The organism is Dactylosporangium vinaceum (assembly GCF_019904175.1).
GTDB classification, from domain to species: domain Bacteria; phylum Actinomycetota; class Actinomycetes; order Mycobacteriales; family Micromonosporaceae; genus Dactylosporangium; species Dactylosporangium vinaceum.
Genome location: NZ_CP061913.1, coordinates 8086829 through 8112475 on the forward strand (window position 1 = coordinate 8086829; position 25647 = coordinate 8112475).

The 25647-nt window shown below is 72.2% G+C and carries 23 protein-coding genes; 12 read left to right on the plus strand and 11 right to left on the minus strand.

Going from position 1 to position 25647, the window contains the following annotated elements:
• Positions 1–47: 47 nt before the first annotated feature.
• On the minus strand, positions 48–1025 hold the full coding sequence (locus Dvina_RS36315; RefSeq protein ID WP_223093872.1) for an ArsR/SmtB family transcription factor: 978 nt from the start codon (positions 1023–1025) through the stop codon (positions 48–50).
• A gap of 87 nt (positions 1026–1112) precedes the next feature.
• Here Dvina_RS36315 and Dvina_RS36320 point away from each other — a divergent pair, with 87 nt between their 5' ends.
• From Dvina_RS36320 to Dvina_RS36340, 5 genes are all read left to right on the plus strand, one after another.
• A complete protein-coding gene (locus Dvina_RS36320; RefSeq protein WP_246655553.1) occupies positions 1113–2372 on the plus strand; it encodes an MFS transporter in 1260 nt (419 codons plus the stop codon).
• A gap of 86 nt (positions 2373–2458) precedes the next feature.
• On the plus strand, positions 2459–3346 hold the full coding sequence (gene ppk2 / locus Dvina_RS36325) for a polyphosphate kinase 2 (protein WP_223093874.1): 888 nt from the start codon (positions 2459–2461) through the stop codon (positions 3344–3346).
• 124 nt (positions 3347–3470) lie between these two features.
• A complete protein-coding gene (locus Dvina_RS36330) occupies positions 3471–4304 on the plus strand; it encodes an MEDS domain-containing protein (protein ID WP_223093876.1) in 834 nt (277 codons plus the stop codon).
• A gap of 27 nt (positions 4305–4331) precedes the next feature.
• Entirely contained in the window at positions 4332–6050 is a 1719-nt protein-coding gene (gene malQ / locus Dvina_RS36335) for a 4-alpha-glucanotransferase (protein ID WP_246655554.1), read from the plus strand.
• 7 nt (positions 6051–6057) lie between these two features.
• Positions 6058–6444: an SRPBCC family protein gene (locus Dvina_RS36340; protein WP_223093880.1), complete on the plus strand. Its 387-nt coding sequence runs from the start codon at positions 6058–6060 to the stop codon at positions 6442–6444.
• A 4-nt stretch (positions 6445–6448) separates the two neighbouring features.
• On the opposite strand, the gene serS is transcribed toward Dvina_RS36340, so the two are convergent.
• Together serS and Dvina_RS36350 are read right to left on the minus strand one after the other, a co-directional pair.
• Positions 6449–7738 carry a serine--tRNA ligase gene (gene serS / locus Dvina_RS36345; protein ID WP_223093882.1) on the minus strand — a complete coding sequence of 430 codons (1290 nt, stop codon included), beginning with the start codon at positions 7736–7738 and terminating at the stop codon, positions 6449–6451.
• A gap of 47 nt (positions 7739–7785) precedes the next feature.
• Positions 7786–8463, minus strand: a complete 678-nt coding sequence (locus tag Dvina_RS36350) for a TetR/AcrR family transcriptional regulator (protein ID WP_246655555.1) — start codon at positions 8461–8463, stop codon at positions 7786–7788.
• An 83-nt stretch (positions 8464–8546) separates the two neighbouring features.
• Here Dvina_RS36350 and Dvina_RS36355 point away from each other — a divergent pair, with 83 nt between their 5' ends.
• Positions 8547–9959, plus strand: coding sequence for a DHA2 family efflux MFS transporter permease subunit (locus Dvina_RS36355; RefSeq protein WP_223093886.1), 1413 nt, complete (start codon positions 8547–8549; stop codon positions 9957–9959).
• Here Dvina_RS36355 and Dvina_RS36360 read toward each other — a convergent pair.
• Together Dvina_RS36360 and Dvina_RS36365 are read right to left on the minus strand one after the other, a co-directional pair.
• Complete coding sequence (locus Dvina_RS36360) at positions 9907–11418, minus strand: DHA2 family efflux MFS transporter permease subunit (protein WP_223093888.1); 1512 nt, start codon at positions 11416–11418, stop codon at positions 9907–9909. The two genes, Dvina_RS36355 and Dvina_RS36360, sit on opposite strands and share 53 nt — an antisense overlap.
• A gap of 106 nt (positions 11419–11524) precedes the next feature.
• Positions 11525–12889, minus strand: coding sequence for a cytochrome P450 (locus Dvina_RS36365; RefSeq protein ID WP_223093890.1), 1365 nt, complete (start codon positions 12887–12889; stop codon positions 11525–11527).
• 136 nt (positions 12890–13025) lie between these two features.
• On the opposite strand from Dvina_RS36365, the gene Dvina_RS36370 reads away from it, so the two are divergent.
• Positions 13026–14051 (plus strand): adenosine deaminase, encoded by a 1026-nt coding sequence (locus Dvina_RS36370; RefSeq protein ID WP_223093892.1) that lies wholly within the window; start codon positions 13026–13028, stop codon positions 14049–14051.
• Between the two features lie 45 nt (positions 14052–14096).
• On the opposite strand, the gene Dvina_RS36375 is transcribed toward Dvina_RS36370, so the two are convergent.
• Positions 14097–14741: a dihydrofolate reductase family protein gene (locus tag Dvina_RS36375; protein ID WP_223093894.1), complete on the minus strand. Its 645-nt coding sequence runs from the start codon at positions 14739–14741 to the stop codon at positions 14097–14099.
• A gap of 113 nt (positions 14742–14854) precedes the next feature.
• On the opposite strand from Dvina_RS36375, the gene Dvina_RS36380 reads away from it, so the two are divergent.
• The 4 genes from Dvina_RS36380 (at position 14855) to Dvina_RS36395 (ending at position 19869) form a co-directional block, all read left to right on the plus strand.
• A complete protein-coding gene (locus Dvina_RS36380; RefSeq protein ID WP_223093896.1) occupies positions 14855–15709 on the plus strand; it encodes a metal ABC transporter substrate-binding protein in 855 nt (284 codons plus the stop codon).
• A gap of 10 nt (positions 15710–15719) precedes the next feature.
• Positions 15720–17144 (plus strand): M1 family metallopeptidase, encoded by a 1425-nt coding sequence (locus tag Dvina_RS36385; RefSeq protein ID WP_223093898.1) that lies wholly within the window; start codon positions 15720–15722, stop codon positions 17142–17144.
• A gap of 9 nt (positions 17145–17153) precedes the next feature.
• Positions 17154–19070 (plus strand): DUF4132 domain-containing protein, encoded by a 1917-nt coding sequence (locus tag Dvina_RS36390; protein WP_223093900.1) that lies wholly within the window; start codon positions 17154–17156, stop codon positions 19068–19070.
• A gap of 211 nt (positions 19071–19281) precedes the next feature.
• A complete protein-coding gene (locus Dvina_RS36395; protein WP_223093902.1) occupies positions 19282–19869 on the plus strand; it encodes a TMEM165/GDT1 family protein in 588 nt (195 codons plus the stop codon).
• A gap of 46 nt (positions 19870–19915) precedes the next feature.
• Here Dvina_RS36395 and Dvina_RS36400 read toward each other — a convergent pair whose 3' ends face one another.
• Positions 19916–20263, minus strand: a complete 348-nt coding sequence (locus tag Dvina_RS36400; RefSeq protein ID WP_281428417.1) for a Fur family transcriptional regulator — start codon at positions 20261–20263, stop codon at positions 19916–19918.
• Between the two features lie 249 nt (positions 20264–20512).
• Between Dvina_RS36400 and Dvina_RS36405 the strand changes: the two genes are divergently transcribed.
• Positions 20513–22120, plus strand: a complete 1608-nt coding sequence (locus Dvina_RS36405) for a DHA2 family efflux MFS transporter permease subunit (protein ID WP_223093904.1) — start codon at positions 20513–20515, stop codon at positions 22118–22120.
• 79 nt (positions 22121–22199) lie between these two features.
• Here Dvina_RS36405 and Dvina_RS36410 read toward each other — a convergent pair whose 3' ends face one another.
• The 4 genes from Dvina_RS36410 to Dvina_RS36425 form a co-directional block, all read right to left on the minus strand.
• The gene (locus Dvina_RS36410) at positions 22200–22553 is read right to left on the minus strand and encodes a DUF4406 domain-containing protein (RefSeq protein WP_223093907.1); all 354 of its coding nucleotides are present in this window, start codon (positions 22551–22553) and stop codon (positions 22200–22202) included.
• Positions 22550–23326, minus strand: coding sequence for a DeoR/GlpR family DNA-binding transcription regulator (locus tag Dvina_RS36415; RefSeq protein ID WP_223093909.1), 777 nt, complete (start codon positions 23324–23326; stop codon positions 22550–22552). The genes Dvina_RS36410 and Dvina_RS36415 overlap by 4 nt, the downstream gene beginning before the upstream one ends.
• A gap of 68 nt (positions 23327–23394) precedes the next feature.
• The gene (locus tag Dvina_RS36420) at positions 23395–24429 is read right to left on the minus strand and encodes a lysylphosphatidylglycerol synthase transmembrane domain-containing protein (protein WP_223093911.1); all 1035 of its coding nucleotides are present in this window, start codon (positions 24427–24429) and stop codon (positions 23395–23397) included.
• Between the two features lie 469 nt (positions 24430–24898).
• The gene (locus Dvina_RS36425; protein ID WP_223093913.1) at positions 24899–25633 is read right to left on the minus strand and encodes an IclR family transcriptional regulator; all 735 of its coding nucleotides are present in this window, start codon (positions 25631–25633) and stop codon (positions 24899–24901) included.
• Between the last annotated feature and the right edge of the window lie 14 nt (positions 25634–25647).

Genomic DNA, 25647 nt, shown 5'->3' on the forward strand with positions numbered 1-25647 from the left:
CCCGCAGCGTTCGGGAGAGCCGCGGACGTCGGTGATCATAGAGCCCTTCAGCCCGGCCAGGCGGCAGGGTCGGGCGCTACCAGGTGGTCACCGAGCGGGGAGCGGCGGTAGAGCACGGACCGGCCGTCGCGCACTCCGACGAGCAGGCCACCGTCGCGCAGCGCACGCAGGTGCTGGTTGATCGCCGTCGGCGTGACGCCGAGGCGGGACGCGAGTTCGGTGGATGACGCCGGCGTCTCCAACGTGACGAGCAGACCGGCCCGTACGGCGCCCAGCAGGGCCGCCAACGCGCCCGGCGCGGCCAGCGGCTGCGGCTCCCACAGCGTTGCCACGCCGCGCGCCGCGTAGATGATCATCGGCGGTTCGGCCTCGGAGATCGGCGTCGATGCGTTGATCGTCCAGAGGCTCGGCACGAGGGTCAGCCCACCGTTGGTGCCCCGCGTGTATCGCAGGCGGGATCGCAGCCGCACCTCGACGGTCGCGTCGACGAGCCGGACCTGAGGCGAGAGCCCGTTGAACATCGCCGCGAGTCCGTGCTTGGAGATCTGCCGCGCGCGAAACGTCACGTCGCCCTCGAGCAGAGCCCGCATACGCGGCCAGTGCGGCGCGAAGCAGCGCCGCCAGTAGCCGGCCAGGGCATCGATGATCCTGGACAGCACCCGCGGGGCGGGACCACGCAACGCTCGGGGCAGCGACCCCGCACCGTGCACGGCCCGCAGGTCGCGGGCCACCAGAGCCGGGTCGATGGTGGCCAGGCTCGCCAGCTCATCGTCGAGGCGGGTCAGCGGGGAGGCCGGCCGGGGGTTGAGGAAGTCAGGCGTCCACAGTCTCGCATCGGTCAGGGCCAGCAGCGTCTCGTGGTCCAGCGCGCTTCGCGACTCGTGCACAGAGCGCACCCAACGCAGATGCAAGGGGAACCGACCAGGGTCTCGCCACGCGCGCAGCGACAGCACCACCTCGTTGAGCGGCGAGATCGCGAACCGGACGTCAGCCAGGTCACTACCGACCAGCTCGTAGCGGACCATGAAGCAGGACGCTACATCGTTGGCGGCGACGGACCGGACGGTGCGACAACTGCAGTCGTGTTTCCCGCGATGATCCAGCGGCCGGCCATGACGGAGTGGCTTGCCCTGTACCTGAACCCGGTCGACCCGACGGCCCGGGCGCTGACCTGGTCCACGATCGCGTCCTCACTGTCAAAGGGCGTGTTCTTCAGCGTCAGCGTGCTGTACTTCACGCGCGTGGCCGGCTTTCCCGCCGCGACCGTCGGGCTCGGGCTGACCATCGCCGGATGCCTCGCGGTCGCCGCGGCGCTGGGCGCCGGCTACCTTGCCCGGGCGATCGGCGCGCGGCAGGTGCTGGTTCTGGCCACCGCCGGACAGGGTGTGGCGCTGCTTGCTTACCTACTGGCCCGGACGCCGGCCGCGTTCGTCGTCGTCGCGAGCGTCGCGGTCTGCGGGCAGGCCATGCAGCGCACCGCCCTCACCACGATGATCGCGGAGTCCTTCACCGCGGCGGACAGACTCGCCGTGCGGGCCCGGCTGCGGGTCGTGATGAATGTCTTCATCGCCCTGGGGACCGCGCTGGCGGCGATCGCCCTCGCGGTCGGCACGAGGCCCGCGTACCGGGTGGCGATGCTGGCCACCGGGGCGTTGACGCTCGTCTCCGCCTATACGCTCGTCCGGGCCCGTCGGCCGCCCCAATCAGCCCACGTCGAGACCGACCCTGCACGGCGGACCCGATCCGGCCGGCCGACGCGACGCTCACCGCTGCGGGACCGCACCTATCTGGCGATCACCGCCCTCTACGCGCTCCTGTCCATGCAGTTCGGACTGTTGACGGTCGGGATGCCACTCTGGGTCGCCGGCCATACCCGGGCGCCGGCGGTGACCGTGGCCGTGCTGCTGGCCGCGAACACCGTCATCGTGTCGGTCCTGCAGCTCTGGGCGGCACGCCGAACGACCGACCTGCGCTCCTCCGGCCGCGCGATCACGCAAGCCGGCGCGCTCCTGGCGCTCGCCTGCGCCCTGTACGCCATCGCCGCCTACGGCTCACCCGCGATCGCCGTGGCCTTCCTGGTTCTCGCAGCCATCGCGCACAGCCTCGCGGAGATCCTCTCCGAGGCCGGCAGCTGGACACTCGCCTTCGAACTGGCCGACCCCGCCAACGCCGGCGCCTACCAGGGCGTCAGCCAGACCGGCGCGGCACTCGGCGCCATGCTCGCGCCCCTCCTCGTCACCACCACCCTCGAGCACGGCGCGGCGGGCTGGGCCATCCTCGCCGCCGTCTTCCCCGCCGCGGCGCTCACGACCCAGGCGCTGTGCCGGCAGCCTCGCCCTCATCGATCGGTGAGGCCTCCGCACCGGCTCTGAGCACGTCCAGCTTGGAAAACGCTCATTTGCCGGCCGTTCAGACCCCGGCAGTGGTGCTCCGGCGGGGTTTGGGGTACCACCGAGGGATGACGGAACTCTCGCTCGACGACTACCTGGTCGAGGACGACGACGATGACGACCCGGTGCTGCTGCGCAAGGACGGCCAGCCGGTCGACACGTGGCGGGAGGACTACCCCTACGACGAGCGGATGACGCGCGAGCAGTACGACCGCGGCAAGCGCCTGCTGCAGATCGAGCTGCTCAAGCTGCAGAACACGATCAAGGATCGCGGGGACCGGCTGGTCCTGCTCTTCGAGGGGCGCGACGCGGCGGGCAAGGGCGGCACCATCAAGCGCTTCATGGAGCACCTCAACCCGCGCGGCGCCCGGGTGGTGGCCCTGGAGAAGCCCAGCGAGCGCGAGTCGACGCAGTGGTACTTCCAGCGCTACCTCCGGCACCTCCCGGCCGCCGGGGAGATGGTCCTGTTCGACCGGTCCTGGTATAACCGGGCCGGCGTGGAGCGGGTCATGGGCTTCGCGAGCCGCGCCGAATACCTGGAGTTCATGCGCCAGGCTCCCGAGCTGGAGCGCATGCTCGTGCGCTCCGGGATTCGCCTGGTCAAGTTCTGGTTCTCGGTGTCACGCAACGAGCAGCGCACCCGCTTCCTGATCCGCCAGGTGGACCCGGTGCGGCAGTGGAAACTGTCGCCGATGGACCTCGCCTCGCTGGATAAATGGGACGACTACACCGAGGCGAAAGAGGCGATGTTCTTCTATACCGACACCGCCGACGCGCCGTGGACGGTCGTGAAGAGCAACGACAAGAAACGCGCGCGCCTCGAGGCGATGCGGCACGTGCTGAGCCGGTTCGACTACGAGGGCAAGGACCGCGACGTCGTCGGCACGCCCGACCCGCTGATCATCGGCCCGGCCGCGCTCGCTGACGACAAGGCCGACGACGCGCCGCGCCTCTAGTTGCTCTTAGGCAATGCGAGGGGTATCGGTGAGTAATGAAATGCCGACTTGTTGAGTAGAGCAAGTTCGGGATTCACGCTCACGGCATTCACGACACCGTCATTCACGTCGTAATGTGTTCCCCGTGCAGGACCCTCGGGCGGCGTTGTTCGGCAAGCACGTCAACCTCGCTTACTCAAGCGACGACGACGTGCGCGAGATCCTGACGGACTTCGCGCAACGCGCTGTCACCGCAGGTCACCGCGTTGTGATCTTCCTGGACACCGATTCGGCCGCGCTGGCCGGGCGGCTCGCCACCGATGTAACAGGTGCCGCCCCCGGCCAGTGCTCGCTGCTCCGCTACGGCACCGGTAAAAGCGGTTCCTTCGGTGGCGCGCTGTTCGGGGTGGCCGACATGCTGGCGTTGCTGAGCCGGCTCGCCGAGGAGACGCTCCAGGCGGGCTGGCCGGCGATCTCGGTGGCCGGCGAGATGACCTGGACCGACCGCCCCGCGTGGACCCCGACCGACCTGTTCGCCTACGAGCACCAGGTGAACCGCTTCTTCGGCGACCCGCGCGTCACCGGCCTGTGCCTCTACGACCGGCGGCGCTTCGGCAAGGAGCTGCTGGCCCGCATCAAGGCGGTCCACCCGGGTCCGCTGCTCGCGTTCACGCTCGGCGGCTGGGGCGCGCACCTGCGGCTCACCGGCGAGCTGGACGCCTCCAACGCCGAGTCGCTGCCCTCCATCCTCGAGCTCGTCGCCGGCGCCGAGACCGTGGTGATGCTCGACGCGAGCGAGCTGTCGTTCGTCGACGCCGCCGGGGCCGGGCACATCGTCCGGTTCGCCGCCTCCCGCCCGCACCACCACACGGTCGTCCGCTGCGGCCGCGGCGTCCGCCAGGCGTTACAGCTGGTCGGCGCCGAATCGGTGCCCAGTCTCGTGTTACGCGATCGGGTGATCGCCGCCGCCGCTTCATGACCGCCCGATATGGGTAAGACTGGGCGCGTGTCTGACGAGTCGCGCTCCGCTCTGGAAGCCCCGGCCGCCGCCCGTGGGGTGGCCACCTGGTACGAGACCGCCGGCCACCGGAGGGTCGACATCGACCCGGAGGTCGTCCGGTCGGTGATGGCGCTGCTGGAGCCGCGCACCGCGGCGCCCGCGCCGGTCTCCGCCGGAGTCTCGCTGCCGGAGGTGCCGCGGACGTGGGGATGGATGCTACAGCTGTACGGCCTGCGCTCCGCCGAGTCCTGGGGCGTGGGCGACTTCGCGGACCTGGCCGCGTTCGCCCGGTGGGCCGCGCTCACCGGGGCCGGGGCGATCCTGGTGAACCCGCTGCACGCCGTGGCGCCGGTCGACCCGATGCCGTCCTCGCCGTACTCCCCCTCGTCGCGCCGCTTCGTGAACCCGCTCTACCTGCGCATCGCCGACCTGCCCGAATACCGGGCGGCCGACTCGTCGCTGCGCGCGCAGGTCGACGCCCTGCGCCCGCCCGTGGCCGAGCTCATCGACTACGACGCCGTCTGGCGCGCGAAGCGGGCGGCGCTCGCGCTCCTGGCGCCCACCACCATTGCCGATACCGCCGACCTGGCGCCCGCGCTGCGGGATTTCGCGGTGTACACCGCCCTCGCCGAGGTGCACGGCGTCGACTGGCGGGAGTGGGCGCCGCCGCTGCGGCACCCCGGCCCGGACGCCTACGCCGCCGCCGAACCCGCGCGCGTCGCCTTCCACGTCTGGCTCCAGCAGCGCTGCGCCGCGCAGCTCGAGGCGGCCAACGCGGCTGCCGCGAGCATGGCCGTCGGGATCGTGCACGACCTCGCCGTCGGCATCGACCCGGGCGGCGCCGACGCCTGGACGCTGCAGGACGTCATCGCCCGGGGTGCCAAGGTGGGTGCCCCGCCGGACGCGTTCAATCAGCAGGGCCAGGACTGGGGCCTCGCCACGTGGTCACCGGACCGGCTGGCCGCGACGGGCTATGCGGCGTACCGGGAGCTGCTGCGCGGCATCTTCGCCCACGCCGGTGGCCTGCGCATCGACCACGTGGCCGGCCTGTGGCGCCTGTGGTGGATCCCGCCGGGCCAGGGCGCGACGCGCGGCGCCTACGTCCACTACGACCCGGAGGCCATGCTCGGCGTCCTCATCGAGGAGGCCGTCAAGGCCGGTGCGGTGGTCGTCGGCGAGGACCTCGGCACGGTGGAGCCGATCGTCACCGAGACACTGCAGAACCGCAACATCCTGGGCTCGGCCGTACTGTGGTTCACCCGCGACGACGCCGGCCGCTTCATCCCCCCGGCGCAATGGCCCGCGAACGCCATGGCCAGCATCTCCACCCACGACCTGCCGACCGCCCTGGGCTTCCTCACCGCCGAGCACGTCCACGCCCGCGCCGAGGCCGGCGCCCTGACCCGCCCGGTCGACGAGGAGATCGCCGCAGCCGCCGCCGACCGCGCCGCCCTCCTGGAGCTGCTCGTCGCGGAGGGCCTGGCCACCGACACGAGCACCGACGCCGAACTCGTCGTGGCCATGCACCGGCTCCTGACCCGCACGCCGTGCCGCATCCTGCTCGCCTCCCCCTACGACGTCCTCGGCGAGCCCCGCCAGCCGAACCTGCCGGGGACGTCGGCGGAGTACCCGAACTGGCGCATCCCGCTCCCCCTGACCCTGGAGCACCTCACCGCCGACCCCCGCATGCTGCAGATCGCCGAGCTGTTCGACTCGCGGTCCTGACGACGCCATGGTCGGTTCGCTGGTGGTGGACGGACCCTGCGGGGCGGACGAGGTCTGGGATCGGTATGCGCGGCCGTCGCGGTGGGCCGAGTGGGCGCCGCAGATCCGGGGGGTGACCTACCAGGGGGAGCTCATCGTGCCCGGGGCCGAGGGCGTGGTGCACGGGCCGGTCGGGGTGCGGGTGCCGTTCCGGATCGTCGCCGTCGACGCCGGCGGGCCGGTGCGGCGGTGGGCGTGGGAGGTGCGGGTGCTCACGATGAGGCTGTGGCTGGAGCACGTGGTCGAGGCCCGGGGCACAGGGGTGCGGACCCGGCTGTCGGTGGCCGGGCCCGCGCCTGTCGTGGTGATGTACCGCCCGGTTGCCTGGGCGGCGCTGCGGAGGCTGGTGCGGTAGGCGACTACTTGCGCTTGGCCGGCTTCGTGATGCGGTCCGTGCCGACCTTGTCGCGGAGCACCTCCGGGACCAGGACCGAGCCGTCGGGCTGCTGGAACTGCTCCAGGATGGCGGGGACCAGGCGGCTCGTGGCCAGCGCGGAGCCGTTCAGGGTGTGGACGAAGCGGTTGTTCTTCGAGCCGGGGACCCGGTAGCGGATGCCGGCGCGGCGGGCCTGGTAGTCGCCGGCCCAGGAGACCGAGGAGATCTCCTTGTACTTGTCCATGCTCGGCATCCAGACCTCGATGTCGAGCGTCTTGCGCATCGAGGCGCTGGCATCCTTGGCGGCCAGCAGGGAGCGGCGGAAGTGCAGGCCCAGGTCCAGGACCATCGACTCGGCATAGTCGACCATCTCCTCCAGGGTCTTCTCGCCGTCCTCCGGGGTCGTGAACTGGAAGATCTCCACCTTGTTGAACTGGTTGCCGCGCACCGTCCCGCGCTCGTCGGAGTGTGAGCCGGCGCGCTCGTCGCGGTAGCAGGGGGTGTACGCGTACACCCGATGGGGCAGGTCGGCCGTGTCGAAGATTTCGTTCTGGAACGCGCCCAGGATCGCGGTCTCCGAGGTCGGGAGCAGGAAGCGGCCGCGCTCGCCCTCGCCGACGGCGATGTGGAAGACCTCGTCGTAGAACTTCGGGAACTGGCCCGCGGCGTAGCCGGCCGAGTCCAGCAGCAGGTGCGGCGGGAGCATGAACTGGTAGCCGGCCTGGAAGTGCCTGTCGATGAACCAGTTGATCAGGGCCCACTCGAGGCGGGCGCCCCAGCCGGTGTAGATCCACGAGCCGGAGCCGCCGAGCTTCGTGCCGCGCTCGAAGTCGACAAGGCCGAGGTCGGTGGCGAGCTGCACGTGGTCGCGCAGGTTCTCGATCTTCGGCACCTCGCCGAAGACGCGGACGACCTCGTTGGCCTCCTTGCCGCCGGCCACGACGTCGTCGGCGGGGAGGTTGGGCAGCTCGCTCATCGCGGTGTCGAGGTCCCGCTGCGCCTGCGCCAGCTGGTCCTCGAGCGACTGCAGCGCGGCCTTGGCGTCGCGGGTGGTCTCGATGGCCTGGCCGGCCGCCTTGGCCGCGGCGAACGCGCGGGCCTCCTCCTTGCGGCGGGCCCGCTCGGCGTCGATCTCGCCGATCAGCTCGCGGCGGCGCTTGTCCAGCTCGGCGATCGAACTCAGCGCGCGGGACACCTCGGACGGATCGAGCCTCTTGGACAGTCCGGCCTCGACAGAGGCCCGGTCCTTGCGAATCAACTCGATGTCGAGCATGGTGCCGCGCACCTTCCTGAGCTACGTAACCCGAAAAACCCGGACGCTCAGGATGCTACCGGGCGGCTCGCAGCCATTTTCTCCACCGCGCCAATCAGCAGGTCGATGCCGAAGGCGTAGTACCGGTCCAGGTCGGGCAGCGTGTGGTAGGTCTCGGCCAGCCGGACCATCTGCGGGTAGCGCTCCGCCGAGAGGCTCTGCAGATGGACCCGCTGGGTCCGCAGCCACTCCTGGATCTGGTCCGGCGGCAGCTGCAGCGGCGGGCAGCCGGGCTGGCCCTGGACGAGGCCGATCGCGGAGTGCAGCAGGTAGGTCGCGACCCAGTACGCCTCGTCGAGGGCGAACCCGGCCCGCTCGAGCAGGCCCAGGGCGTCGTCGGTGGCCCGGGTGAAGCTCTCGACGCTCTTCTTGTCGGCCGCGTGGAGCAGGTCGGGCAGGCACGGGTGGGCCCGCATGGCCCGCACGAGCGCGGCGACCATCGCGCGGAGCTGGTCGGGCCAGGGATCGGAGGCCGCGCGACCGGCCCGCACGTCGGCCAGCACGTGGTCGATCAGGCCCAGGAGCAGCTCGTCCTTGTTCTTGAAGTGCCAGTACAGCGCCATCGGGGTGACGCCGAGCTCGGTCGCGAGCCGGCGGATGGTGATCGCGTCCAGGCCCTCGCTGTCGCCGATGCGCAAGGCGCGCTCGGCCACAGCGGTGCGGGTGAGTGAGGTTTTCGGCGGCACTTGACAACTGTACAACGTATGGGTTCTCCTCTACAACGTACATGTACGACGTACAGGTACACCGTATAGGGGGAGATCATCCGATGAGAAATCGCTGGCTGGCCCTGGTCGCCGTGGCCCTGGGCACCTTCATGACCTACCTGGACAACAACGTCGTCAACGTGGCGCTGCCGTCGATCCAGAGCGACCTGCACCTGAGCATCGCGGGCCTCGAGTGGATCGCGAGCGCGTACATCCTGGTCTTCGCCGGCCTGCTCCTCGTCGGCGGCCGGGTCGCCGACGTCTTCGGGATGCGGCCCACCTTCTTCGCGGGCCTGGGCATCTTCACCGTCGCCTCGATCGCCGCGGGTCTGGCCGGCAGCCAGGAGGTGCTGATCGGGTCGCGGGCGCTGCAGGGCGTCGGTGCGGCACTGCTCACCCCGACCGCGCTCGCGCTGCTCACCGAGCTGTTCCCGGACCCCAAGGAGCGCGGGGCGGCGATCGGCATCTGGGGCGGCGTCGGCGCGCTGGCCCTGGCCATCGGGCCGCTGACCGGCGGATACCTCAGCCAGCACGCCTCCTGGGGCTGGATCTTCCTGATCAACGCCCCGATCGGCCTGGCCACCGCCGTCATCGCCGCGATGTCACTGCCGCCCGGCAAGCGTCACCCCAACCGCAGCCTCGACATCCCCGGCCTGGCCACCAGCGCACTGGCCCTGTTCGCGCTGACCTTCGCGCTCATCGAGGGCGAGTCGCGCGGCTGGACCTCCGGTGTGATCCTCGGGGCGTTCGCCCTGGCCGCGTTCGCCGCGATCGGCTTCGTCGTCATCGAGCTGCGCACCGAGCACCCGATGGTGGACCTGAACTTCTTCCGGCTCCGGGTGTTCAGCGGCGGCCTGGCCACGATGGGCCTGTGGGCGTTCGGCGTCTTCGGGATCTACTTCTTCACCGCGATCTTCCTGCAGAACGTGCTCGGCTTCTCACCGACCGAGGCCGGCTCCGCGTTCATCCCGATGGCGCTGCTCATGGCGGTCATGGCGACGCTCGCGCCGCGCCTGGAGTCGCGCTTCGGCGCCGGGCCCGTCGTCGCGGCCGGGATGGCGCTCATGGCGGCCGGTGTCGGTGGACTGGCGACCGTCGGCGAGGGCTCGGGGTACCTCGACCTCCTGCCCTGGTTCCTGGTCTTCGGACTGGGCGGCGGTCTGCTAGTGCCGCTCAACAACGTGGTGCTGAGCGCGCTGCCGCAGGCCCGGGCCGGCATCGCGTCGGGCATGCTCAACGTGTCCCGCGAGGTCTTCGGCCTGCTGGGCATCACGATCCTGGGCGCGATCCTGTCCAACCGCCAGCACGCGGCAGCGGGTGCGCCGCTGCACCAGTTCCTGGCCGGCTACCAGTTCGCGCTCGTCGTCGCGGCCGCCCTGGTCGCGGCCGGCGTGCCGATCGCGCTCGTGACGCTGCGCCGGCTCAGGACTCCCGAGCCGGTCGGGACGCTCCAGCCGGAACTGCAGCCGGCGTAGCGGCCGGCGGCTCGCAGACCGCACAGTGCGAGAAGTCGGGCACGTCGACCGCCTTGACGTTGCGGATCGTGACCGCGGCCAGCAGGCCCGCCACGACGCACAGCAGGGCACAGATCAGCACGGCCCGGTGGAAGCCGGCCGACAGCAGGGCGGGGTCCGCATACGCGGCGCTCGTGATCCCCGCTGCGGCCGGCAGCACCGCGACGGCGATGAGCCCGGCCGCCCGGGCCACGTCGTTGTTGACCGCCGAGGCCATCCCGGCGTGGGTCTCCGGGGCCGCCGACAGCGCGGTCGAGGTCAGCGGCGCCACCGTTATCGAAAGCCCCAGACCCAGCGTCAGTACCGCCGGCAGCACCTCGGTCAGGTAGGAGCCCCCGGCGTCGACGCGCGAGTACAGGGCCATCCCGATCCCGGCGACCACCGGCCCCACGCTCATCTGCAGCCGCGGCCCGATCCGCGCGGCGAGCGCTCCCGAGCGGGCCGACAGCAGCAGCATCACGACCGTCACCGGCAGCAGCGAGACGCCGGCCTGCAGGGGTGTGTATCCGGCGACCTGCTGCAGCTGGATCGGCAGCAGGAACAGCGCGCCGCCGAGCGCGCCGTAGATGATGAACGTGACCACGTTCGTCGAGGTGAACTGGGCCGAGGCGAACAACTCCAGGGGCAGCATCGGGTGCTCCAGGCGGGTCTGGCGCCACAGGAACAGCGCGATGAGCGCGGCCCCGGCGACGAGCGCACCGAGCACCGGCAGGCTCGCCCAGCCCTGGGCCTGGCCCTCGATGAGGCCGTAGGTGACGCCGATGAGCCCGGCCGTGACAAGCGCGCCGGAGAGCAGGTCGACCCGGCCGCTGGCCTCCTCGTCGCGCGACTCGGGGACGTGGCGCCAGGTGAGGTACACGACGGCCGCGGCGATCGGCACGTTGATGGCGAAAATGAGCCGCCACGACGACTCGCCGAGGCCGACGAGCCACCCGCCGAGGAACGGCCCGATCGCGGTGGCCACCCCGCCGAGCCCGGACCAGGCGCCGATCGCCTTGCTGCGGTCCTCGGCCCGGAACGACGCCTGCAGGATGGCCAGGCTGCCCGGTGTGAGCAGCGCCGCGCCGACGCCCTGCAGGGCCCGGGCGGCGACGAGCGTCCAGCCGTCCGGCGCGATGCCGCAGACGACCGACGCCGCCGCGAACCAGACGACGCCGATGGTGAACATGCGCCGCCGGCCGTAGCGGTCCCCGAGCGCCCCGGAGAGCAGCAGCAGCCCGGCGAGGGTGAGCGTGTACGCGGTGACGACCCACTGCAGCACCTGCAGCCCGGTGTCGAACGAGCGCCCGATCGCCGGCAGCGCGATACCGACGACCGTCGCGTCGATGGAGGCGATCCCGGACCCGAGAATCGTGGCCGTCAACACCCACCGGCCGGTGGCACTGGAGAACTCGAGCCCGCTGCGCTCCGTACCGCTCATGCCGGCACCTCCGCAAGCTCCGGCGCCGACCTGAGCTCCGAACTGCAACACTGATGACCGGCCACTCCGCTGCGCTCCGTACCGCTCATGACCAAGAAACTAGTCCCTAATTGCGCAGAGCCCGTACCCGCACCTTGAACGACATGGCCGGGCCCGGGGACGGTGCGGTCTTCGTGGCCAGGACGTAGTCGGGCGACTCGAGCTCCAGGTCGAGCCGGTGGAGCAGCCGGGCCATGGACAGGGCCATCTGCGCGTCGGCGAAGCTCTTGCCCAGGCAGGTGTGGGGGCCGCGGCCGTACGGTGAGTAGGCGCCCGGCCGGAGGTGCTCCGAGCGGGGCTTCTCGTAGCGGGTGATGTCGAACTTCGCCGGCTCGGGGAAGTACTCCTCCATGAAGTGCGGGACGGCCGTGGCGATGTACACCGTCTCGCCCTCCCGGATCGTGTGCCCGGCGAACTCGAAGTCCTTGGCCGCGTTGCGGACCAGCATGGGCGCCACCGGGTACAGGCGCATGGTCTCCATCAGCGCGTAGCGGGTCGCGGGCAGTTTGCGCACGTCGTCCTCGGTGACGGGCCCGCCGCCGGCGAAGAGCGCGTCGGCCTCGGCCCGGATCTGCGCGAGGACCTCGGGGTGCTTGAGGACGGCGTAGACGAAGGCGGCGGTGGTGTTGGCGACCGTGTCCAGCCCGGCGACGTACGGCCCGGTCAGGGTCATCACCAGGTCCTCGGCCGGCACGAGGCCGGGCCGGTTCAGGTGGGCGTCGATCAGATCCTCGACGAGGTTGCGCTCGGACTCGGCCTTCTCGCCGTGGCGGGCCTTGAGCTCGGCCGCCATCGAGTCGCCAAGCGCGAAGACCCGGGCCTTGGCTCGCCTGTACTTCGGGTTCCTGAGCAGCACCCGCGGACGCTGCCTGGTGACCAGCACGTTGAGCACGTACAGCGTGAGCAGCCGGATGTCGGACACATACTCCCGCGGTGCGCTGCCGGTGAGCAGTTCGCCGAGCTGCTCCGTGACGAGGTACTGCATCCCCTGCACCACCGGCACCCTGGTCCCGGCCGCCCAGTCGCGCGCGATGACCCGGTCGGTGATCTCGAGCAGCTGCGGCACGCGGCCCTTGATGGCGTCGCGGGAGTACCCCCGGCGCATCAGCTCTCGAAGCTCTTTGTGGCTTTCGCCGTCTTCGCCGGTGATCGCGCGGGTGGCGCCGTATTCGTCGACCATGCCCTGCCAGAACTCCCGCGACCGCAGGCTCTCGCGCCCCTCGCGGGAGTTCATGAACTCGGCCGCGTCCGCGCCGGCGATGACCGTGCACGACCGGCCGAGCAGCTTCATCCGGAAGACCGGGCCGTAGTCACGGTAGGCCTTCACGAGGAAGGCCGCGGGGTCCTTCCCCATCGCCAGAGCGCTGCCCAGAATAGGCGCGCCCTTCACCATCGGCGCCGACCCGGCCGGCGTCGCATCCGTGATCGTCACGTGTCGCCCCCTTGTTTCGCGACCCAGCGTATCGAACAAGATTGTTTTCCGATGCATCCGGCGTTACTGATCCGTGACGAACGGCTACCTAACCCGCCGCAGCGCGGCCCGCCGGACCTTGTTACGGTCGTTTTTCATGCGCGACCTGACCGCTTTCGTCGCCGGCCTGCCGAAGGTCGAGCTCCACGTCCACCACGTCGGCTCGGCCGCCCCGGCCACCGTCGCCCGCCTGGCCGAGCGCCACGCCGGCACGACCCCGGTGCCCGCCGACCCGCTGCTGCTGGCCGAATACTTCACGTTCACCGACTTCGCCCACTTCATCGAGGTGTACCTCTCCGTCGTGGACCTGATCCGCGACGCCGAGGACGTCGCCACGCTGACGTACGACATCGGGGCCGGCCTGGCCGCGCAGAACGTCCGCTATGCCGAGCTGACGCTCACGCCCTACTCCTCGATCGTCCGGGGCATCCCCGCCGAGGCCTTCTGCGAGGCCGTCGAGGACGCCCGCGCCCGCGTGGCCCGCGACCACGGCACGCAGCTGCGGTGGTGCTTCGACATCCCCGGCGAGGCCGGCGTCGCCTCGGCGGACATCACCCTCGAAACGGCCCTGAAGCACCGCCCGGACGGCCTGGTCAGCTTCGGCCTGGGCGGCCCCGAGCGGGGCGTCCCCCGCGAGTGGTTCGCCCCCCACTTCGCCCAGGCCCGCGCGGCCGGCCTGCGCAGCGTGCCCCACGCCGGCGAGTCGACGGGCCCGCAGACCGTCTGGGACGCGCTGCGCTTCCTGCACGCGGAGCGCATCGGCCACGGCATCGCCGCGGCCACCGACCCTTCGCTGATGGCCCACCTGCGCGACAACGACATCGCTCTGGAGGTCTGCCCGACCTCCAACGTCTGCACCCGCTCGGTGCCGTCGCTGCACGAGCACCCACTGGCGGCCCTGGTGGCGGCGGGTGTCCCGGTCACCATCAACTCCGACGACCCGCCGATGTTCTCGACGACCCTCAACCAGGAGTACCTGGTGGCCGCGTCGCTGCTGGACCTCGACGAGGCCGGCGTGGCGAACCTGGCCAAGCAGGGTGTGCGCTACTCCTTCCTGGACGAGCCCGCGAAGGCCAGGCTCTCGGCCGAGATCGACGGCTACACGACCGCCTTCACCGCCTGAGCCGTAGACGGTCGGGCGCGCCGCCGGTCGTCCCCGCGGTGTGGGTCACGCGGCCGTGCGCTCCATGACCACGTGCATGACCTCGTCGGAGGCGGCGAACGAGGTGGTGCGGTAGCCGGTCAGGCCGTCGTCAAGCAGGCGTTCGCCCCGGCCCAGCAGGACGGGGACGATCGGCAGGTGGAGCCAGTCCACGAGGCCCGCGCGCAGGTACTGGCGGATCGTCGACACGCCGCCGCCCAGCCGCACGTCCCGGCCGTCGGCGGCGGCGAGGGCGCGCTCCAGGGCGGCCTCGATGCCGTCGGTGACGAAGTGGAAGACGGTGCCGCCCTCCATCGGCAGTGGCGGGCGCGGCTCGTGGCAGAGCACGAAGACCGGGTGGTGGTACGGGGGGTTCGGACCCCACCAGCCCGACCACTGCGGGTCCGTGGACCACGGGCCGCGGACCGGGCCGAACATGTTGCGGCCCATGACGGTGGCGCCGATGCCCTCGAAGCCGCGGGCCACGAACTCGTCGTCCAGGCCGGTCGTGCCGCCCGGCCGGCCCAGCATCTCCAGGCCGGTGCGGGTCTTGAACACCCACTCGTGCAGGCGTTCGGCGCCGGCGCCCAGCGGGTCCTCCCGGCTCTGGTCCGGGCCGGCCCCGAAGCCGTCGAGGGACAGGCAGAAGTTGTGCACGCGCAGCTGCGGCATGGTGGCGTCCTTCCTCGTCGAGGTCATTCTCGACAACCGGTCGCGGCTCGCGGGCAGTTCTCGACACCCATGCGTTTTTGACAATGATTGTCATCACCGGAGAGACTTGCGGCATGCGGAAGACGGCGGCCCTGATCCTGGGAGCAGCCCTCCTCGCCCTCGCCGGCTGCGCGGTCCGGGCGACGCCGCAGGACGGGCGGGTGCACGTCGTCGCCGGGTTCTACCCGCTGCAGTTCGTCGCCGAGGAGATCGGCGGCGACCGGGTCGGGGTCGAGAACCTCACCCGGGCCGGGGCCGAGCCGCACGACCTGGAGCTGCAGCCCAGCCAGCTCGCCGCGCTCGAGGACGCCGACCTGGTGCTGTACCTGCGGGGGTTTCAGCCCGCCGTCGACGAGGGCGCCGACCTGCAGGACAGGGCCAGGACGTTCGACGTGTCGAAGGTCGCCACCCTGCACGGCGCCGACCCGCACGTGTGGCTCGACCCGCTGCGGCTCGCCGCGATCGCCGACAGCGTGGCGCAGCGCCTGGCCGCCGTCGACCCGGCGCACGCCGGGGAGTTCGCGACGCGGGTGGCGGATCTGGACGGGCGGCTGCGGGCGCTCGACCGGGAGTACACCCAGGGGTTGAGCGATTGTCAGCGCCACGACGTGGTGACGAGTCACGAGGCGTTCGGCTACCTCACGGCCCGTTACGGGCTCAACCAGATCCCGGTGACCGGCCTGAACCCCGACGAGGAGCCCGGACCGCAGCAGGTGCGCGACGTGGCCCGGGTCGCCCGGGAGCGCGGGGTCACCACGATCTTCTTCGAGGCGCTCGTCAGCCCGAAACTGTCGCAGACCGTGGCCCGGGAGATCGGCGCGCGGGCGGCGGTGCTCGACCCGATCGAGGGCGTCGAGGACGGGGCGACGTACTTCAGCGTGATGCGCACCAATCTCGCCACGCTCCGTGACGCGCTCGGCTGTCGCTAGTCTGGATCGGGTGCGACGCGCGCTGGCAACCACGGTCATCGCCACCGCCCTGCTCGCCGGGTGCACGAACGATCCGGTCGGCTCGCAGGGGGAGCCGGTCACCGGGGCGAGCGCGACGGTGGAGGACCGCACGAACCGCGACGGCACGTCGGCCCCGGTCGCCGACCCGATCTACCCGGCGTACGGCAACCCGGCCCTCGACGTCCTGCACTACGACCTGGCCCTGGCCTGGGCGCCGCCGACGCGCACGCTCACCGGCACGGCCACCATCCGCATCCGCGCCGTGCGCACCGTCCAGCAGCTCCGGCTCGACTTCTCGGACGCGTACACCCTCAGCGCCATCAGCGTCGACGGAGCCTCCGTGCCGGGGCGGGTCGCGGACGGCGATCTGGTCGTCGACCGGGCGGTGCCGAGCGGGTCGACGGTGACGCTGTCGGTCGGATACACCGGCACCCCCACGACCGTCGCCATGCCCTCGCACCGCAGTGACGCGGAGCCGCTCGGCCTCACCGTGACCGCCGACGGCTCGCTGTGGACGATGCAGGAGCCCTACGGGGCGAGCACCTGGTACCCGGCGAACGACCAGCCCTCCGACAAGGCCCTCTACGACATCGCGGTCACCGTCCCGGACGGCTGGTCGGCGATCGCCGGCGGCACGCCCGGCCCGAGCGGCGGCGGCACGTTCCGCTACGCCTCCACCGTCCCGGTCGCGTCCTACCTGACGACCCTCGCCGTGGGGCAGTACACGAAGACGTCGCTGAGCGGACCCCGGGGCCTGCCCATCACCCTCTGGACCCGGTCGTCCGACGGCCCGCCGCGCCTCGACGACCTCAAGCAGCTGCCGGTGTACCTCCAGTGGCTGGAGGACCGCTTCGGCCCGTACCCGTTCGCCAGCACGGGCGCGGTGCTCGTCCCCTCCGCGACGGCGATGGAGACCCAGCAGATGATGACCATCGGCGGCGACGCGGTGGAGTCCGCGGGCGCCGCCGTCCTGGTCCACGAGCTGGCCCACCAGTGGTTCGGCGACGCCGTCGGCCCGGCCACCTGGCGGGACGTGTGGATGAACGAGGGCTGGGCCAGCTACGTCGAGCAGCTGTACCGCCACCGCTCCGACCCCGCCGCCCTGGACGGCTGGGAGCGGCAGGCCCGCGGCGCCGACGGCACCGCCCGCGCCGCCCAGGGCCCGCCCGGCAACCCGCGCGCGGACAGCTTCGCCGAGACCAACGTGTACGTCGGCCCGGCCCTCATGCTCCGCCAGATCCACAAGGCCATCGGCGACGAGCGCTTCTTCGCCCTCGGCCGGGCCTGGGCCGCCGCCCACACCGGGACCGCCCGCACCCGCGCCGAGTTCGTGGCGTTCGTCAACCGGCAGACCGGCCGCGACTTCACCGCCTTGATCAACTCCTGGCTGGACTCGCCGACGACTCCCTCCTAGGGTCGGCGCGTGGTGGTGGTGTGGGCCGACGGGGAGCGCGCGGCGTGGCTGGCCCGGGCCCAGGCCCTGGAGCACGGCCTGGAGCAGCCGGACTGGGTGCTCGCCGCCACCGGCGCGGACCGGTTCTCCGACCTGACCGCCCCGCAGGTGTCCTGGCTGATCGCGCGGGGCCCCGAGGCGTCGGCGCGGGCGCTGCTGGCCACACCGCTCTTCCACCACCCGCAGAAGCTCGACCTGGGCCTGGTCGCGGCCGCCCGGTTCGAGCTCGACGCGCTGCCCTACGTCCTGCGCGAGGCCGCCGCGAGCCCCGACCGCCTGGGCTGTCTGGTCGGGCCGTTCCGCACCCCCGAGGCCCGTGACCTGATCGCCGGCTGGACGCGCCACCTCGGCTCGGCCCGGCTCTGGGCGCGCCGGTGGCTGGAGCGCCACGGCGAGGCGCTCCCGCCCGCCGCCACCAAGACCCGGCCCCGCAAGCCGAAGATCCCGCCGTGGCCGCTCCCACCGGCGCCTGTCGACAGCGCCCGGCTGCTCGACGCGCTGAGCCGGTCGCGGCTCGCCGACCCGCCGGAGCCCCCGCCGGCCGGTGGTGTCGAGTCCTCGGCCGCCACCCAGCCCCTCGTCGCGCCGCCCGATCCGCAGCTGCGGGAGCTGCTCGCCGGCGGCGACCGCGCGAGCCTGGCCGCGTTCGGCCGGGCCGTGCTCCGGGCCTGGATCGACGACGGCATGCCGCCGCAGTCGGCGTGGGCGCTGCTGGCCCAGGCCCACCTCGGCGACGACGCCACCATCGACGAGCTGGCGCCGCTGGTGCGCTCCTGGCCCGGTCAGAGCCGATACGCCCGGGCGATCGACGGCCACGCGGTGCTCGCCACGGTCGGCACCGACACGGCGCTGCGCCACCTGCTGGCCATCGAGGAGCGCATGTCCGGCGGCGCGACGAACGACCGGGTCGCGGACTACCTCGGCCAGGCCGCCGCGGCCCGCGGGCTGACCCCGACCCGGCTGGCCGACCGACTCGCACCGACCCACGGCCTCGACGCGGGCGTGACGGTGGACTACGGGCCCCGCCGGTTCACGGTGGTGCTTGACGACCTCGCCGCCGTGCACCCCGCCGACGCCGACGGCCGCCGCCTGGCGAAGCTCCCGCGCCCCGGGGCAAAGGACACCAACCCGGCCGCGTACAAGGCGTTCCAGCAGCTCACGCGGGACGTGCGGGCCACCGTCACGGCGCAGGCGGCCCGGCTGGAGCGCGACATGCTCCGCCGCCGCCTCCGCCCGGCCGCCGACCTCTCGTCGGTCGTGCTCCCCCACCCGCTGCTCGGCCCCCTCGCCCGGCGGCTGCTCTGGGGCGAGTACGCCGGGAAGCGGCTGGTCCGGGCGCTGCGGATCGCGGAGGACGGCAGCCTGGCCGACCTCGACGACCGGGCCGCGCCGGTGGCCGGCGACGCCGAGCTCGGGATCGTCCACCCGGCCGAGCTCGGGGCCGACCTCCCGGCCTGGAGCCGGCTCTTCCTCGACTACGCGATCCTGCCGCCGTTCCCGCAGCTCAACCGGCCGGTGGTGATCCTGGGCGAGGCGGAGCGGGCGGCCACGAGCCTGGCGGGCTTCGGGCCGGTGCCGATGGAGCGGCTGCAGTCGCTGCTGCACAACGGCTGGCCGGGCGATGCCGACGATTTCCGGTACCGCCGCCATATGCGGTTGCGTCGTGCCCTGCCGGACGGCCTGACGCTGCTGGTGGAGCTCGACCCCGGCCTCCCGACCGGCCCGGCCGACCCGCAGGAGCAGCACCGGATCGCCGAGATCTGGGCCGACGACGCGCGGTCGCACCATTGGCAGCGCACCCGCCGCATCCCTATGGGCGCCTGCGACCCGATCGCGCTGTCGGAGCTGCTGGTGGAGATGCGGGTCACCGTCGACGCGACGGGGTGATCGGCTATGGTGGAGGGGCACGAAGGGGAGTAGTCCTCAACTGCCCGGTCGACATACTGGCGTCGCTCGCGACACCCGGCCGCGCGGCTTCCGGATCATCGGAAGCGGACGAGACTTTCGGCCTCGCTGTCGGCTGTATTCACGAGTCGGACGGCCGGGTCGAGGTCGTCCACCCCTCCTCCTCCCGGACCGTCCCGGGAAGGGTTCTGTTTTGAGCGCGTTCCTCGCCGCCCTCGCCATCAGTTTCGGCGTCATCTTCGTCGCCGAGCTCGGCGACAAGTCGCAGCTGATGGCGCTGACGTTCGCCACCCGGTTCAAGACCGGGCCGGTCCTCATCGGCATCACCATCGCGACAGCGGTCGTGCACCTGGTCTCCGTCGCCGTCGGGTACGGCCTCGGCGCCGCCCTCCCCACCGCCTGGATCTCGCTCGTGGCGGCGCTCGCGTTCTTCGCCTTCGGGGCCTGGACGCTGCGCGGCGACAAGCTCACCGACGAGGAGAAGGGCAAGGCCGAGCGGACCACCCGCTCGGCGATCATCGCCGTCGGCGTGTCGTTCTTCCTGGCCGAGCTCGGCGACAAGACCATGCTGGCCACCATCACCCTGGCGACGCAGCACGGGTGGCTCGGCACCTGGATCGGCTCGACCGTCGGCATGGTCGCGGCCGACGCCCTGGCCATCGTCGTCGGCCGCCAGCTGGGGCGGCACCTGCCGGAGAAGGCGATCAGATACGGCGCGGCCGTGCTGTTCGTGATCTTCGGCGTCTGGCTGCTGATCGAGGCGCTGCGGGAACTGCTGTAGGGCGCACCGCCGCCGGGGCCGGCCGCTGCGGTTCGCGCGGCCGGCCTCAGCGCTTGCAGCCGGCGCAGGTGCCGAAGATCTCCAGGGTGTGGCTCACGTCGGTGAAGCCGTGCTCCTCGCCCACCCGGTCGGCCCAGCGCTCGACCGCCGGGCCCAGCACCTCGACCGTCCGGCCACAGCCGCGACACACCAGGTGGTGGTGGTGACGGTCGCTGCAGCGGCGATACCGGGTGTCGCTGCCCGGCACCTGCATGACGTCGATCTCGTTGCTCTCGGCCATGAGCTGCAGGGTGCGGTACACGGTGGTGAGGCCCACGTTGGCACCGCGGTCGCGTAGCATCACGTGCAGTTCCTGGGCGCTGTAGAAGCCGTCAACGGAGCCCAGCAGCGACATCACCGCGTCGCGCTGCTTCGTGTTGCGGCGGACGGGGTGTGCATCCACGTCGTGGGTGGGCTCGGTCACCCGTCGAGCTTAGCGTGGCCTTACTGCGTTGAACCGCTCCCGGTTCGGACCGCTCACCCGTGTTGCGCCCCTGGCATAAGCAGGGGATCTCGCTCGCCCCTCGCAACAGGGGCCGCGTACGCTGACGCCGGAACCAAACACTTGTACGTGTGAGTGGCACACGGTGGGGGGAGCAAGGACGTGGCTCAAGGGGAAGCTGCCGTCGCCTCAGGAGGAGGCTCGGCCGCGGCGCCTGAAAAACTCGACGCCGCCGTATTCAAGATCGCGGGCGTGGTCGTGCTCGGCGCGGTCATGTCGATCCTCGACGTGACGGTCGTCAGCGTGGCGATCCCGAAGTTCATGGAGACATTCGACGCGACCTACGCGCGCGTCGCGTGGACGATGACCGGCTACACGCTGGCCCTCGCGACGGTGATCCCGCTGTCGGGTTGGGCCGCGGACCGGTTCGGCACCAAGCGGCTCTACATGCTGGCCCTGTTCCTGTTCACCGTGGGCTCCGGCCTGTGCGCCACCGCCGACTCCATCAACCAGCTGATCGGCTACCGGGTGCTGCAGGGCCTCGGCGGCGGCATGCTGATGCCGCTCGGCATGACCATCATGACCCGGGCCGCGGGCCCGCAGCGCATCGGCCGGCTCATGGCCGTCCTCGGCATCCCGATGCTGCTCGGGCCGATCTGCGGCCCGATCCTCGGCGGCTGGCTCATCGACGTGGCGACCTGGCACTGGATCTTCCTGATCAACCTGCCGATCGGCCTCGTCGCGCTGATCTACGCGCAGTTCGCGCTGCCGAAGGACCACACCGAGCCGTCGGAGTCGTTCGACTTCATCGGCATGCTGATGCTCTCGCCCGGCCTGGCGCTGTTCCTGTTCGGCGTCTCCTCGCTGCCCGAGGAGAAGACGATAAGCGCGAACAAGGTCTGGATCCCGATGCTCGTCGGCGCCCTGCTGGTGATCGGGTTCATCGTCTACTCGTTCAAGCCGAAGCACCCGCTGCTGGACCTGCGCCTGTTCAAGAACCGCCGGCTCACGGTGGCGGCGGTCTCGCTGTTCGTCTTCGTCATCGCGTTCATGGGCGCGGGCCTGCTGTTCCCGAGCTACTTCCTGCAGGTGCGCGGCGAGTCGACGCTCGACGCCGGCCTGCTCATGGCCCCGCAGGGCCTCGGCGCGATGCTGACCATGCCGATCGCCGGCATGCTGGCCGACAAGATCCCGGTCGGGCGCACCGTGCCGTTCGCCATGGCGCTCATCGCTGTCGGGTTCTTCTCGTTCACCCAGGTCGAGCCGGACACGTCGTTCCTGATGCTGGAGGGCTCGCTGTTCGTCATGGGCCTGGGCATGGGCGGCACGATGATGCCGCTGATGACCTCGGCGCTCAAGACGCTCACCCATCAGGAGGTCGCCCGCGGCTCGACGCTGGTGAACATCCTCCAGCAGATCGGCGGCTCCGTCGGCGGCGCCGTCATGTCGGTCGTGCTGACCAGCAAGACCGGCGACGCCCCGACCGTCCCCGGCACCACCAACCCGGTCACCGGGCAGCCGCTGTCGATCACCGACCTGGCCGTCGCGTCGCATCAGGACCCGCGGGTCGCGCAGATGCCGGGCGGGCCGGAGCTCATCGACCGGGGCCTGCACTTCCTGGCCGACTCGTTCGCCTCCACCTACTGGGTGGGCTTCGTCCTGGTGCTCGCCACGTTCATCCCGATCGCCTTCCTGCCCCGCAAGAAGGAGGTCTCGCACCTCGCCGCCGACCAGACCGAAGGTGCCGCACCACCCGTGATGATGCACTAGGCGGCGTTGGTACTTCCCCGCTGAGGCCCCGCGACGCCCGTTCGCCGGGGCCTCAGCCCGTCTCACCGGCCGGAGCGGGTCACGCCGCGGGGACGTCGGCCAGCGCGGCGAAGACGACCTTCCCCTCGGCCCGGGCCTGCGCCACCATCGCGTCCGCGCCCGCCGACGGCCCGCCGATGCGCAGGACAGCGTCGCAACGGGCCAGCAGCCGCGCCGAGATCGGGTGGAAGATCTCGTCGAACACCGGGTCACCGACGCCCGCGGAGCCGGCCCGTTCGATGAGCGGCAACGCGAGCGCCTCCCCCGTCACGGGCAGGTGCCCGGCCCGGAAGAGCCGCACTGCCGCATCGTTCATGGCGTCGACGTTCGCCCGCAGCTTCGCCGGGTCGTCCCCGGTCCCCGAGCGATACGGCCCGGCCACCAGAATCATCATGCGAAATCCCCTTCAACCTGCTCGATATGCACGCCGGCATCCCGGAGCGCCCGGACTGTCGCATCGCCGGGCGGCGCGTCGGTGACGAACACGTCGACGTCCCCGAGCGGCGCCACCCGCGCGAACGCCTGCACGCCCAGCTTCGAGGCGTCCGCGACGACGATCGTCCGCCCGGCTCGCCGCAGCCCGGCCCGCTTCACGGCGGCGTCGTCGAGGTCGAACTCGGACCACCCGAGCTCCGCGTGCACGGCCCCGATCGACATCACGAACGTGTCGAACCGCAGCTGGTCGAGCGCACTCAACGCGAGCGGCCCGACGAGGCTGCGCTCCCCCGCCCGCGACTCCCCGCCGATGACGAGCAGCCGAATCCCGGGCCGGTCGGCCAGCTGCGCCGCCGCCTGCAGGCTCAGCACCGCCACCGTCAGCGGCCCCCGCGCGGGCAGGTGGGCGGCAACCTCGGCGGTGGTGGTGCCGGCGTCGAGCAGCACGGTGCTCCCGGGCTCGATGAGCGCCGCGGCCGCCCGGGCCAGCCTGCTCTTGGCCGCCGCTGACCACCGGGCCCGCACCGAGAACCCGGCCGCCTCGACGGGCACGTCGAGGGCGACGGCTCCGCCCCGGACCCGCCGCACGAGCCCCTGCTCCTGCAACTGATCGAGGTCGCGCCGGACGGTCATCTCGGAAACCCCGAGCCGCTGCGCCAGCTCGGCAAGCGTCACCCGCCCGCCGCCGCGCACCAGCCGCAGTGTGAGGTCGAGCCGATCCGCGAGCGCCACGGGCCGAATCTAACAGGCTCCGTGTGAGATTTGAAAGATAGGTGTGAGATCGGCTCTCCGACCCGGGCTCAGCGGCGGGTCGCCAGGGCCGGCGGCTGCACCGGCGGGGCGTCCGGGACCTTCGGGCCGCGGCGGAGGGTCGCATACGTCAGCAGGCCCAGCGGGATGATGATCCAGCAGGAGAGCAGCCGGTAGACGAGCATGGCGGCCGCCGCGGGGCCGTGGGCCGCACCGGCCGAGACCAGGCCGGCCAGCAGGGCGACCTCGACCACGCCGATGCCGCCCGGGCTCAGCGGGATCTGGCGGACCAGCTGCACGGTCAGGTACACCGTGGCCAGCCGGACCAGGCTGACGTCGATGCCGAAGGCGGCGGCGGTCGCGGCCAGGCAGGCGAAGTCCAGGCCCCAGTTGACGGTGGCGTGCACGAGGGAGAGCACCCAGGAGCGGCGGGGCAGGCGGCGCAGGTCGTCCCAGGTCCGGCTGACGGAGGCCCTGGCCCGGGCGATGCGGCCGCTCGGGTGCTCCGGGTCGTCGTCGGCCAGGACCGGCGGCGGGGCCGGGCGGCGCGGTGAGAGCAGGAAGTCGAGCAGGAAGACCAGGCCGGCGATCACCAGCATCGCCAGGACCAGGACCAGGGTGTCGGTGTTGCCCGTCGCGCCACCGCGGGGAATGAGGACGACGGCGCCGTACATCAGCAGCAGTGCCACGCCCGACAGCACCCCGGACAGGACCGCTACCGCACCGGCCGAGCGGCGGGTGGCCCCCGCGGTGCGGAACTGGCGGAACGCGAACCCGGCCGAGACCGCCGAGCCCGCGGGCAGGCTGAACGAGATCGCCGAGCGGGTGAACGTGACGGCTATGGCCCGCGGCACCGACATCCGCACCCCGAACCCGGCCAGCAGCCGGCGCTGCTGGAGCGCGAAGTGCCGCAGCGACGTCATCTCAGCGGCGGCCGCGAGCAGCAGCCACCACGGGTGCGCGGACCGCAGCACGTCGAGGGTCTGCCCCAGATCGGGAAGATTCGTGCGCAGCGTGAGCACCGCGACCGCGAGCACCAGCAGCAGGCCGAACACCCGCAGCGCCGTCCTCCGTCGCTTGCCCACCTGATCACGATCCCACCCGTTGGTAGCAAAACGAGGAAGATTCTCAGGTTGACCTCAGTAACGCACATCACGCGCTACAGTCCCGTCGCCTCCGCCTGCACCCGGCTGCCACCGAGTCGGCGCGTCCAGCCGATCCACCCGGCCGGGAGCGCCGCGACCGGCCGGCGTGCCGGCCGCCCACGCCCCGGGGCGTGCCGCTCAGCCCGGCGGCGCCGGTGATGACCGCGTCGAGCCGGCACTTGAGCTGCCCGACCAGGCCACTGCGCGGCCGCCGCCGCGACCGCTTCGAGCAGCGGCCGCCGGCCACATCCCAAGCGCCCCGCGCCGTTCGGCCTGCTCGTCGGCGCGGACCGGTGGCGTCGGCCGTTCGGGCGGCGGCCGCGACCGGCCGCAGCGCGCTGCCGGTGGGGCGGGACGGAGCGGCCGGCTCCACGGCCTGTGGCGTGGCGGCCGTGGGGTGGGCGGTTGATTACGTGAGCAGTTCGGCCAGGGTGGCGGTGGCGTGGTGGAGGGCGGTGGCGATGTCGTCGGTGTGGTCCGGGGTCAGGCGGGGCAGGGGGACGCCGCAGCTGATCGCGTCGGTCACCGGGAGGCCCGGGACGCGCACGGCGGCGGCGAGGCAGCCGACGCCGGGGATGAGCTCGCCGCGCTCGTACGCGACGCCGCGGGTGCGGCAGTCGGCCAGGGCGGCGTACAGCTCGGCGCGGGAGACGACGGAGTCGATTGTGTGGGCCTGCACGCCGTCGTCCAGGATGGCGTCGACCTCGGCCGGAGCGCGGTGGGCCAGGATGGCGCGGCCGCTGGCGGCGGAGATGGCGGGGAAGCGGCGGCCGACGACCGGGCCGGCGGGGTCGTGGGCGGACTCGCGGCAGGCCAGGCAGACGATGGCGGCGCCGTCCAGGCGGACCAGGCGCACCGACTCGTCGAGCTGGTCGCGCAGGCGGGAGAGGATCGGGCCGGCCAGACGGGCGGTGCGGTCGGCCGAAAGGTACGCGCTGCCCGGGCGGAGCGCGCCCACCCCGATCGCGTAGGAGACGCCCTCGGCATCGGCGTCGACCCAGCCGCGGGCCACCAGGTGAGCCAGGCGGCCGCGGACGAGGGGCTCCGGCAGCCCGATCTGGCGGCAGAGGGCGTCGATAGTCATCCGGTCCGGCGCGGCGGCCAGCCGTTCGAGGAGGTCCAGCGTAGGGCTCTCATCGGCCATCCGGCAGGCGTTTC

What these genes read in the sequence shown, in the direction of transcription:
- Dvina_RS36315 (WP_223093872.1), bottom strand. Translation starts at nt 1,025, where the DNA reads ATGGTCCGCTACGAGCTGGTCGGTAGTGACCTGGCTGACGTCCGGTTC.
- Dvina_RS36320 (WP_246655553.1), top strand. Translation starts at nt 1,113, where the DNA reads ATGACGGAGTGGCTTGCCCTGTACCTGAACCCGGTCGACCCGACGGCC.
- ppk2 (WP_223093874.1), top strand. Translation starts at nt 2,459, where the DNA reads ATGACGGAACTCTCGCTCGACGACTACCTGGTCGAGGACGACGACGAT.
- Dvina_RS36340 (WP_223093880.1), top strand. Translation starts at nt 6,058, where the DNA reads ATGGTCGGTTCGCTGGTGGTGGACGGACCCTGCGGGGCGGACGAGGTC.
- serS (WP_223093882.1), bottom strand. Translation starts at nt 7,738, where the DNA reads ATGCTCGACATCGAGTTGATTCGCAAGGACCGGGCCTCTGTCGAGGCC.
- Dvina_RS36355 (WP_223093886.1), top strand. Translation starts at nt 8,547, where the DNA reads ATGAGAAATCGCTGGCTGGCCCTGGTCGCCGTGGCCCTGGGCACCTTC.
- Dvina_RS36360 (WP_223093888.1), bottom strand. Translation starts at nt 11,418, where the DNA reads ATGAGCGGTACGGAGCGCAGCGGGCTCGAGTTCTCCAGTGCCACCGGC.
- Dvina_RS36370 (WP_223093892.1), top strand. Translation starts at nt 13,026, where the DNA reads ATGCGCGACCTGACCGCTTTCGTCGCCGGCCTGCCGAAGGTCGAGCTC.
- Dvina_RS36375 (WP_223093894.1), bottom strand. Translation starts at nt 14,741, where the DNA reads ATGCCGCAGCTGCGCGTGCACAACTTCTGCCTGTCCCTCGACGGCTTC.
- Dvina_RS36380 (WP_223093896.1), top strand. Translation starts at nt 14,855, where the DNA reads ATGCGGAAGACGGCGGCCCTGATCCTGGGAGCAGCCCTCCTCGCCCTC.
- Dvina_RS36400 (WP_281428417.1), bottom strand. Translation starts at nt 20,263, where the DNA reads ATGTCGCTGCTGGGCTCCGTTGACGGCTTCTACAGCGCCCAGGAACTG.
- Dvina_RS36410 (WP_223093907.1), bottom strand. Translation starts at nt 22,553, where the DNA reads ATGATGATTCTGGTGGCCGGGCCGTATCGCTCGGGGACCGGGGACGAC.
- Dvina_RS36425 (WP_223093913.1), bottom strand. Translation starts at nt 25,633, where the DNA reads ATGGCCGATGAGAGCCCTACGCTGGACCTCCTCGAACGGCTGGCCGCC.